The organism is Thalassotalea fusca (assembly GCF_053485835.1).
Genome location: NZ_JBQRUN010000005.1, coordinates 153,104 through 163,737 on the forward strand (window position 1 = coordinate 153,104; position 10,634 = coordinate 163,737).

The window sequence follows — 10,634 nt, forward strand, 5'->3', positions numbered from 1 at the left end:
AATATTCGTTTTATCTCGCTTCATGCATCGCGCAAATCACTTGTCGTTTGATTTGTTCTAGATTTGCTTGATGCGCCATGATTAGAAGCTGTAAGAAATTCCGGCATAAATGCGACGACCGGAATACGAGTTACTACGAAAGCGTGCTTGGGTATCATCACCAACATGGTTATAACTTTCTGATTCAGTTAAGTTAATGACTGACGCTGTCGCGACTAGTTTGTCAGTTATGTTGTAGGATGCATTGACGTCGATTTGGTCATATTCATCAGCATATACGTTCATGCCGTTAGCAATGCCTAATAGGCGTTCTCCGCGAAGGTTATATGAAGCACGCACACTAAAGTCATTGTTTTCGTAATAGGCTGAAAAGTTAAACTGATAGTCGGCACTTCCAATCAAACCAGATTCGCCAATTTTTTCACCCGCCACATCTACGTCTGCTTTATTCGTGTCGTTATAGGTGTAGTTGGTATAGAAGCCGAATCCGTTATCGAACGCATGCTGCATGAAGACTTCAACGCCGCGAGACGTCGCGTCTGAGCCATTACCTACAGTGCTGTAGTTCTCGATCATGACATTATCACCGCCAGCATTAACAACCTGCCCAGCAATTTCAAACGTACGATCAGGAATATCGCGTGTTGTATCAATAGTTAGCGGTACAACGAAATTATCTACATCTTTGTTGAAGAACGCGATTCCAACCGCAGAGCCTTCGCCATAATAGTATTCCACACTGATATCGGTTTGGACCGCTTCATAAGGTTTCAGGTTTTTGTTACCACCTGAACCAGACCAGCCAGGAATAGTGTTGAATTCAGCGCGATCTGAGGCAAACTCACTTGAGATCCAGGTAAGTCTTTCCTGACTGCCTAGAGAGCTATAATCAGGGCGTGAAATCACTTTGGCCATAGCACCACGTACCACAAGTTTGTCAGTCGCTTCCCAAGCTATGTTAAAACTCGGTAGTACAATGGTATCGCTGTTATTTTGCGAGACTAAAATGTATTCTTCTTCGGAAAATTCATCGCCACTTAACTGATTACCATCAGCATCCCAGTAGTCTTTGAAGAAGGTGAATAAATCCGTTGATGCCCCCGTCGTGTCAGTTTTGACAACACGCACCCCGATGTTACCGCGATAGCGATCACCATCGAAATCCCCTTGGATATAACCTGAGGTGATCTTTTCTTCAATATCATAAACAAAGTTTGGTTCACGGCGCGTATATTTAACGAAGTTATCGCGAAGGTAACTTGCGTAAGCATCCCAGTTAATTGAAGGCATGATATTAATATTGAAGCCACCCGGAATATTGCCCACTGAGCTGTCATTCATGATAGTCGTTGCGTCAGGCATGCCACCATTCCACTGATAGCTGTCAGCACGGGTAATACCGTTTTCACTCGCCTCGCCCGCAGCTATATCAAAGCTTGGATCAAGATAAAAAGTATTTCGCGTCTCACGGTGCAACTGCGACTTGCGATATTTCACGCCAGCCCTAATCGTTGTAAATATGCCGTAATCAATGTCAAAATCAACGTCAGTCTGGAAGTAATCTTCCTCTATGCTACTCGTAACAAAACTCGAATTTGACGACCCAGGATCAACACCACCGCCCACACCAGCTTGTAGGTTGTTAATGATATTAGGATCCATATAGACATTCATTTGGCGGTCGTGGATTGACCAGCCCGAATACATCGCTGCATTTTCTAATGCAGCTTCGCCTGTATCTTTGTTAGACGCATAGTATGCAGCTTCGTAGCGCTCTTCTGGCCCACCTTCAGCTTCAGTGTGGCCAAGTACCACGCGTAGTTGATATGAATCACCTTCATAAGTGGCAGAAAAATCGAATGTATCAGACGTTGACTCTTCGCGGTTGTAGACACCACGCACCCAAGGGAAGTGCATCATCTGCTCAGTACCTGTAGCACCAGCGGAATAGTCTAACCCGGTAATAATAGTGCCTGAGTCATCAAGTGTTACGTCAGTAATTGTGCCATTAGTGAGGCTCCACTCCGGCATGTCAATCGCCGACATGGTTGAATCTAGTCCAAGGGTAAAGCGAAAATAGTTAAATGACAGCTCAAGATTATCATTTGGCATCCATTGGGTCGTAAACTGTAAGCCTTCACGGTCACGCGTTTCTTCAAAAACGCTGACACGGGTAAATTGAGGTACCCAAACATTTTCATATTTGTTACCTAAGGCATCTACAGGCGCAGCATTGGTTAATGTATTGTCTACAATATTACCATTCACATCGCTAGAGGTACTTGATGGCCCAGTCCAGCGCCAAGTGTTTGCACTACCTGATAATGTACGGTTCGTACGCTTTTGTTTGGTGTAACCAACGAGCACGCCGAAGTCTTCCTGCTCGTTTTTCCACGAATAAACACCAGTCATTTGCGGTTCATATTTATCTGTTACATCCGCATAGCTGGTTTCAACAGCAATCGTGCCAGAATTAGCATCCATGTTAAGCGGCTTACGGGTATGTAATCGTACCGTACCACCAACACCACCTTCATCAATGCGAGCTTCAGGCGACTTATACACCTCAACTTTTTCAATCATCGCCGACGGTAACAACGCATAATCAAATGAACGCGATGGCTCACCCGGTGAAGAAGCAATAAAATTGCCATTGAGTTGGGTATAAGTAAGATCGGATGATAAACCACGAATACTCACGGTTGAGCCTTCGCCACCTGAACGTTGAATAACCACACCTGGCACACGCTGCAACGAATCAGCGACGTTTTTGTCTGGAAATTTACCAATATCTTCAGCAGTAATGGCGTCAACCATAGCATTAGAGAGACGCTTAATTGATAAGTTTCTTGCCGAGCTAGCTAAAATGCCGCTAACTTCAATAACCTCGATTTCCTCTTTTTTCTTTTTCTCGTCAACTTCTACAGCTTCTTGCGCTTGTGCAGTACCTATTGCGCACATAATTGCCGTACAAAGCATTGACCGTTTAAAGAAAGTCGATAAAGGAAGCGAGACTGCCGTACCTTTGATACTCGTCTGCATGTTTATTCTCCTCCAGTGTTTCTTATTTTTTTAATTATTCGTTTTTATAGTTAAGGGCACGTTTACGGCTAAGACTTGCTAAGCAGCGATCAAACAGGCCAAGTTCTCGGGCTTAAACGCTTAAATGTAATCGATTACATTTCAAGGAATAAAAAAAGCTACCAAAACAATTAAAAAGTAGCCAAAAAGTTACAAATTCCCTAAACCAATAACACAAATGTAATCGATTACATGAGATACGATACTAGTTTCATTAAAAAATGATGTCAACATCAAACGCGAATATTTTTTAAACAAATCTAGAGCATCGTTGAGAAATCAATGAAAATAGAATGAGGTGACGCTACTTTTTTTGACACATTAAAGTATTAAAAAACAGATAGTTGCCTCACAAAGGCAATACAATTGAATTGTTTTAAAAGTAACCAGTCAAAAACTACTGGTCACTCTTAACAGGGCCGGAACTGGCTCTTTCGAGTAAACGATATGGAAGAATCTCGCGATCTTTATGCAGCGGTTGCTGCTGCATTTGTTGTACTAGCACTTCTACCGCTTTTTGTCCCATTTCATAGGCAGGCTGATCAATCGTCGTTAATGGAGGGTCAATATATGCTGATACCTTGATATTATCAAAACCAACCACAGATATGTCGTCAGGCACCTTTAACCCATGCTTTTTAATTTCGTGAATTGCACCAATGGCAATATCATCATTAAAGCAAAATATCGCGGTTGGTTTGGTAGAGTGAGCCAATAATTCTCGAACGCCTTGCTCGCCAGCCTCCATCGTATAGGCGCCACCGACAACAAGACTGTCGTCAAATTCAATCCCTTCTTCTGCTAACACACTCTTGATACCGCCTAAACGATCACGATGAATTTGACTCTCAATTTGCCCAGCGATGACACCAAATTTTCTATGGCCGTAACTCGCTAAATGAGTAGCAAGTGCACGACATGCCGAATAGTTGTCTAATTCAACCACAGGGTATTTTTTGTCGGCAACAATGCGCTCACAAACACTGACAATTGGAATATTTTCTGCCAGTCGTGCATCGCTTGCTGAGAATGGAAACGAGTGATCAAGATGAATGATGCCATCAGCACGGTTTGACAATACCATGCCCGCATACTCATGCTCTCTTGCGGATTCCCCTTGCGTATCACCCAATAAAACTGAATAACCATTTTCTTGCGCAGCTTTTTCAATCCCTTGAATAATCTTTGAAAAAAATGGGTTTGATAAATTAGGGACCAACACCACTATGGCATTTGACTTACCCGTTTTAATGCTTGCCGCCATACCATTCGGTCGATAGCCAGCTTCTTCTATCGCTTTAAAAATACGCGCTCGCGTCTTCTCGTTCACCAATTCCGGTGTTTTTAACGCCCGCGACACCGTTGCGTTTGACACGCCTGCTAACTGGCATACTTTCTTAATGGTTGACATAGCTATTAATTACCTATCAATTAATTGCAGAATAATGTAATCGATATCACTTTCAATGAAAAGTAACAATTTGTTTCATATTTAACGAAAAATACATAAGACGACTCATCAAAATCCTCTGTAAAGAGAGAAAGATAAAGTACATATGCCATTTTGCGCTAAAAATAGTCAAAAGCCACTATTGAAACTTTGTTAGCGCTAGTATAACCTAAAACTGTAATCGATTACATTTTTCTTTTTATGAGATGAAAAATCGTTATAAAGTAAATAAATACAATAAATTAACTTAACAACCAAGAAGCAATCAAAATGAAGCAGACACTGATACTAAGTACGTTTTTAGCAGGATTACTCATGGCCTGCAGTAGTGATACGCAACCATCTCTGCAAGAAAAACGCCCCTCACCCGTCAATATTGTCAAACAAGACTTAGTGCAGTATGTCAATCCGCTTGTTGGCAGTGATTCAAAATTCAGTTTATCAAATGGCAATACTTACCCCGCCGTTGCAACGCCTTGGGGGATGAATTTTTGGACACCAATGACAGCTAAAATGGGTGATGGCTGGACGTACAAGTATGACGACGACAAGATCCGTGGTATCAAACAAACTCACCAACCAAGCCCGTGGCTAAACGATTATGCTGCATTTTCATTGATGGCGGTAACTGGCGACCTAAAATTTCAAGAAGATGAACGCGCTTCATGGTTTTCTCACAAGGCAGAAACATCTGCCCCACACTATTATCAAGTGTATTTGGCTGATTATGACGTAACGGCCGAAGTCACCGCAACTGAGCGCGCCGCCCATTTTCGTTTTACGTTTCCTGAACACGACAGTTCATATATTTTGCTAGATGCCTTCAACAAAGGCTCAATGGTTAAAATATTACCCGAACAACGCAAAATAATTGGTTATGCCCGCAATAACCACGGCGGCGTACCAGACAACTTCCACAATTACTTTGTTGCCGAATTCGATAAAGAATTTACGGTAAGTCACACGTGGCGCGACGATTGGCAACTAATGAAAAACAGCACTCACCAAGAAGGTGACCACGTGGGCGCGATCATAAAATTTAACACCAAACGCGGCGAACAGGTACATGTAAAAATAGCATCATCTTTCATCAGTCCCGAACAAGCACAACTCAACTTAGATCGTGAGATTGGCCAAGCAACGTTTGATTCCACCAAATCAAGTGCTCATGAGGCATGGCAAAAAGAGTTAAGCCGCATTCGCATTGCCGATGACGACGTCGAAAAAGTCAAAACCTTCTATTCTTCGTTATATCGAGTGCTGTTGTTCCCAAGAAAGTTTTATGAGTTGGACGCGAATAATCAAATCGTACATTACAGCCCGTACAACGGTGAAGTGTTGCCCGGTTATATGTTTACTGATAATGGCTTTTGGGATACTTTCCGTGCCGTTTTCCCATTTTTCACCTTAATGTATCCAACCATGGATGCCCAGATCATGGAAGGACTTGCTAACACCTATAAAGAATCGGGGTGGCTACCTGAATGGGCGAGTCCGGGTCATCGCGGCGTCATGATTGGCTCAAACTCTGCGGTAAATATCGCCGACGCTTATGTAAAAGGCATCAGAGGGTTTGATATAGATACCTTGTATGAAGCCGTCATCAAGAATGCTACGGTCGATGAGGGTCGACCTGTGTCGTCTGTTGGCAGAGAAGGCGTTGATTATTACAACAAGCTAGGTTACGTACCTTACGATGTCGGTATTCATGAAAATGCTGCGCGCACATTAGAATACGCATTTGCCGATTTTAATATTGCCCAACTGGCCAAGTTACTCGGTAAAGAAGACGACGTACAACAATACACAAAGAAAGCCTACAACTATCAACAACTTTTTGACCCTGAAACACGATGGATGCGCGGCAAGAATCAGGATGGCAGCTTCCACAGCCCATTTAATCCGCTGAAATGGGGTGATGCTTTTACAGAAGGCAACAGCTTGCACTATACCTGGTCTGTTTTCCAAGATATTGCCGGACTAAAGGCATTGATGGGCGGTGATAAAGGGTTTACCGATAAATTAGATGAAGTATTCACTATGCCACCTAAATTTGATGATTCTTATTACGGCTTCACGATTCATGAAATTCGTGAAATGCAAATCGTCAACATGGGCAATTATGCACACGGCAACCAACCCATCCAACATATGATTTATTTATATAACTATGCTGGGCAACCGTGGAAAGCACAAACGCGTGTACGTCAAGTCATGGATCAACTCTACACACCTGCGCCTGACGGCTATGCTGGTGATGAAGATAATGGTCAAACGTCGGCGTGGTATGTATTCAGTGCACTAGGATTCTACCCTGTGACACCGGGTACGACACAATATGTGATTGGAAGTCCGTTATTTGATCAGGCAACGTTAACGTTTGAAGACGGTAATCAACTCATTATCAGTGCCGAAGATAATCAAGACAATCATCACTACATTCAATCAATGCGATTTAACGGCAAGGCTCACAATAAAACATGGTTGGATCACCATCAATTACAGCAAGGTGGACGTTTACATTTTTCAATGTCAGCAACCCCTAATTATGAGTGGGCTATCACGCCAGACGCGGTGCCGTTTTCACTATCTACGGCTCAATAACCATTACAAAATATGAGAATAAGGTAACTACTATGGCCACTAATATTCCAACGGGACAAGTATCAGCAACGCCAAGTGCGCTGAATACGAAATTTGCGTTTATCGCTATGACTTCATTGTTCTTCATCTGGGGATTCATTACCGCATTAAACGACATACTTATCCCACACCTTAAAGCAGCTTTCTCACTTAACTATACAGAGGCTATGCTAGTGCAGTTCTGTTTTTTCGGTGCGTATTTTATTGTCTCTCCTTTTGCCGGTAAGTTGATTGAAAAAATTGGTTACCAACGAGGTATCATTGTTGGTCTGCTGACAATTGCGGCTGGTTGCGCCATATTTTATCCAGCGGCGGAAGTTGAAATCTACTTGGTGTTCTTACTTGGTTTGTTTGTCTTGGCTAGTGGTATTACTATTCTTCAAGTTTCGGCGAATCCTTATGTCGCTGTTCTCGGTTCGGACGAAACCGCAGCAAGCAGACTAAATTTAGCGCAAGCCATCAATTCATTGGGTCATACTTTAGGGCCAATGTTTGGTGCCGCACTCATCTTCGGTGGCGCTGCGACAGTCATTGCGGCCAGCGCCGTACAACTTCCTTATCTCATCCTTGCCAGCGTGATGATCATAACCGCGATTCTATTCAAAGTGATTAAACTTCCAGTTATTACTAATGTAGAAGACCCACATGCCGCACAAGTGTCAAAAGATTCAATATTCAAACATCCACCGCTAGTATTTGGTGCCCTCGCTATCTTTCTTTATGTTGGGGCAGAAGTTTCAATCGGGAGTTTTCTCGTCAATTATTTCGCCGAAGCACACATAGGAAACTTGAGCGAACACGAAGCGAGCAAGATGGTTTCATATTATTGGGGCGCTGCAATGATTGGTCGTTTCATTGGTGCCGCATTGATGCGATATATTCTACCAACATATTTATTGGCGTTTAACGCTATTATGGTTATTGCACTTATCGCCATTTCAATGACTACTGAAGCCCAATTAGCGATGTGGTCAATACTGGCTGTTGGTTTATTTAATTCTATTATGTTCCCAACCATTTTCACCCTTGCAATCAAAGGACTTGGGCCACTTACAGGTCGAGGCTCTGGACTACTGTGTCAAGCAATTGTAGGTGGTGCAATCATTCCTATCTTTCAGGGTGTCGCCGCTGACTTTACGTCTGTTCAAGCCAGCTTTTGGGTACCAGCACTTTCATATATTTATATTGCTTGGTACGCCGTACGTGGTAGCAGCACCCAAGAAAATACTCGCGTTGAAGAGGTAAATACATGAAGCCTGTAATATGCTTTGGTGAAGCGCTCATCGATTTTTTAAACACTGGGGCGCAAGCCGACGGCTGTTTGTCGCTTAACAACTACTGCCAGTATCCCGGAGGCGCGCCTGCCAATGCCGCGGTTGCTGTGGCAAGACTTGGTGGCAATGCCTATTTTGCTGGGCAAGTTGGCGACGATGTCTTCGGTCATTTTCTTGAACAGGCGCTTGAAAAATATGGTGTCAATGTCAATTACTTGGTGAAACACGAACATGCCAGCACTGCGCTTGCATTTGTCACGCTTGATGACACGGGCGATCGTAGTTTTTCATTTTACCGCCAGCAAACTGCTGACATGCTATTTGATAAAACGCAAATTCAAGCTAGCTGGTTTAATCAAGAGGTTATTTTTCATTTTTGTAGCAACACGCTGACCGAAGCAGCGATTGCAGAAACCACCAAACTCGCTGTAGAAATGGCGAAATCAAATGACGCTTTTGTAAGCTTTGATGTTAACTTGCGTCACAACCTTTGGCCAAGCGGCCAAGCTGATTGCGACTTAGTCAATGAGTTAGTGTACCACGCTGATGTGATTAAATTTTCTCGCGATGAATTTACTTATCTATCACAAGGAAACGAACAACAATATATCGATACCTGCTTGTCACGAGGGGTTTCGCTGCTTGTTATCACTGATGGTGAACATGATATCGAATTTATCACTCTTCAAGGCAAGCAATCTGTTTCGGCTCCGGCAGTTAAAGCTATTGACACCACAGCCGGTGGTGATGCATTTAGTGGCGCATTACTTATGGCATTTAGCTGTTTTGAGCAGCCAAAGGCTGCGTTAAGGTCATTTGATACTCTATTGGCCTTAATTCAGTTTGCTGCACATTGCGGTGCCCATACTGTGACTAAACCGGGTGCATTTCCGGCCTTGCCTAGCTTTAGTGAAGTTGAACAACACTGGCCTTCGGCATATTTGCCACAGCTGCCAACGAAACAATCAGGAGCGTCTCATGCAGTTCTTTAATCGCGATTTTCTCTTAAATCATTGTCAGTCAATTCTCGCATTCTATGACCCTGTTGTTATCAGCCCAACGGGCGGCTATTTGCAAAACTTTTATGATAATGGACAACCATTTAATACAGGTTTTCAACAACTGGTAAGCAGTACGCGCATCATCGTTAATTACGCATTGTCAGGCATGGTATTTGATAACGCCAAATATCTTGAGAACGCCAAGCATGGCATTGATTACCTAGAGCAAGTCCACTGGCAACCAGACAGCCAAACTTATGCTTGGACACTGCAAGATGGCCAACCACAAGACATGACTCAACAAGCTTATGGTTACGCATTTGTATTGTTAGCCTATGCAGCTGCTAGAAAAGCAGGGATCGTGCAATCAGACGAAAAACTCCTTGAAACATACGCACTGCTTGAATCACGCTTTTGGCAAGGAGAGTTTGGCCTTTACGCAGATGAAATCAGTGTTGACGGTATACTAAGTGATTACCGTGGGCAAAATGCCAACATGCATTTGTGTGAAGCGATGATTGCAGCTTATGAAGCAACAAGTAATGATCTATTTTTGCAACGCGCACTGACTATTGCTGAAAATATTGCAGTGAAGCAAGCAGATAAAACCAATGGTTTAGTTTGGGAACACTATCAGGCAGATTTTTCTATTGACTGGCATTACAACAAAGACGATCCGAAAAACCTCTATCGACCTTGGGGCTTTCAGCCGGGGCATCAAACCGAATGGACAAAATTACTCTTGATGCTTTATCGTTATAAGCCCCAGTCGTGGATGCTTGAACGTGCGCAGTTGTTGTTTGATCGAGCCTATGAAACAGCGTGGGATCAAAGCCATCAGGGATTAGTGTATGGTTTTGACCCTGAAGGCAAATGGTGTGATGACGACAAGTATTTCTGGGTACAGGCTGAGAGTTTTGCAGCTGCCGCCATGTTGTATCAAGCCACAGACGATAACAAATACCTGAATCAGTATAACGCATTGTGGCAATATGCTTGGGATCATTTTGTCGATCACCAATATGGTGCTTGGTTTCGTGTGCTACGCAGAGATAACACTAAATATTCTAATGAAAAGAGTGCGGCAGGAGCTAAGTGTGATTACCATACATTAGGCGCTTGCTTTGAAGTACTGAGAGTGCTCGGCGACACGGCGCTATCGCCGTCATCTCAGGTGTCATAGAT

6 protein-coding genes are annotated in these 10,634 nt (G+C 43.2%); 4 read left to right on the plus strand and 2 right to left on the minus strand.

Features of this window, described 5'->3' with window-relative positions:
• Positions 1-81: 81 nt before the first annotated feature.
• A complete protein-coding gene (locus ACSLUK_RS08350) occupies positions 82-3,042 on the minus strand; it encodes a TonB-dependent receptor (RefSeq protein ID WP_448548093.1) in 2,961 nt (986 codons plus the stop codon).
• 436 nt (positions 3,043-3,478) lie between these two features.
• On the minus strand, positions 3,479-4,492 hold the full coding sequence (locus ACSLUK_RS08355; RefSeq protein ID WP_448548094.1) for a LacI family DNA-binding transcriptional regulator: 1,014 nt from the start codon (positions 4,490-4,492) through the stop codon (positions 3,479-3,481).
• Between the two features lie 309 nt (positions 4,493-4,801).
• On the opposite strand from ACSLUK_RS08355, the gene ACSLUK_RS08360 reads away from it, so the two are divergent.
• From ACSLUK_RS08360 to ACSLUK_RS08375, 4 genes are read left to right on the plus strand one after another with little or no spacing between them, the layout of a single operon-like run.
• Positions 4,802-7,135: a GH92 family glycosyl hydrolase gene (locus tag ACSLUK_RS08360; protein WP_448548095.1), complete on the plus strand. Its 2,334-nt coding sequence runs from the start codon at positions 4,802-4,804 to the stop codon at positions 7,133-7,135.
• A gap of 32 nt (positions 7,136-7,167) precedes the next feature.
• The gene (locus tag ACSLUK_RS08365; protein WP_448548096.1) at positions 7,168-8,427 is read left to right on the plus strand and encodes a sugar MFS transporter; all 1,260 of its coding nucleotides are present in this window, start codon (positions 7,168-7,170) and stop codon (positions 8,425-8,427) included.
• The gene (locus ACSLUK_RS08370) at positions 8,424-9,440 is read left to right on the plus strand and encodes a carbohydrate kinase family protein (protein ID WP_448548097.1); all 1,017 of its coding nucleotides are present in this window, start codon (positions 8,424-8,426) and stop codon (positions 9,438-9,440) included. The genes ACSLUK_RS08365 and ACSLUK_RS08370 overlap by 4 nt, the downstream gene beginning before the upstream one ends.
• The gene (locus tag ACSLUK_RS08375) at positions 9,427-10,632 is read left to right on the plus strand and encodes an AGE family epimerase/isomerase (RefSeq protein WP_448548098.1); all 1,206 of its coding nucleotides are present in this window, start codon (positions 9,427-9,429) and stop codon (positions 10,630-10,632) included. Before ACSLUK_RS08370 ends, ACSLUK_RS08375 begins: the two co-directional genes overlap by 14 nt.
• Positions 10,633-10,634: the final 2 nt, after the last annotated feature.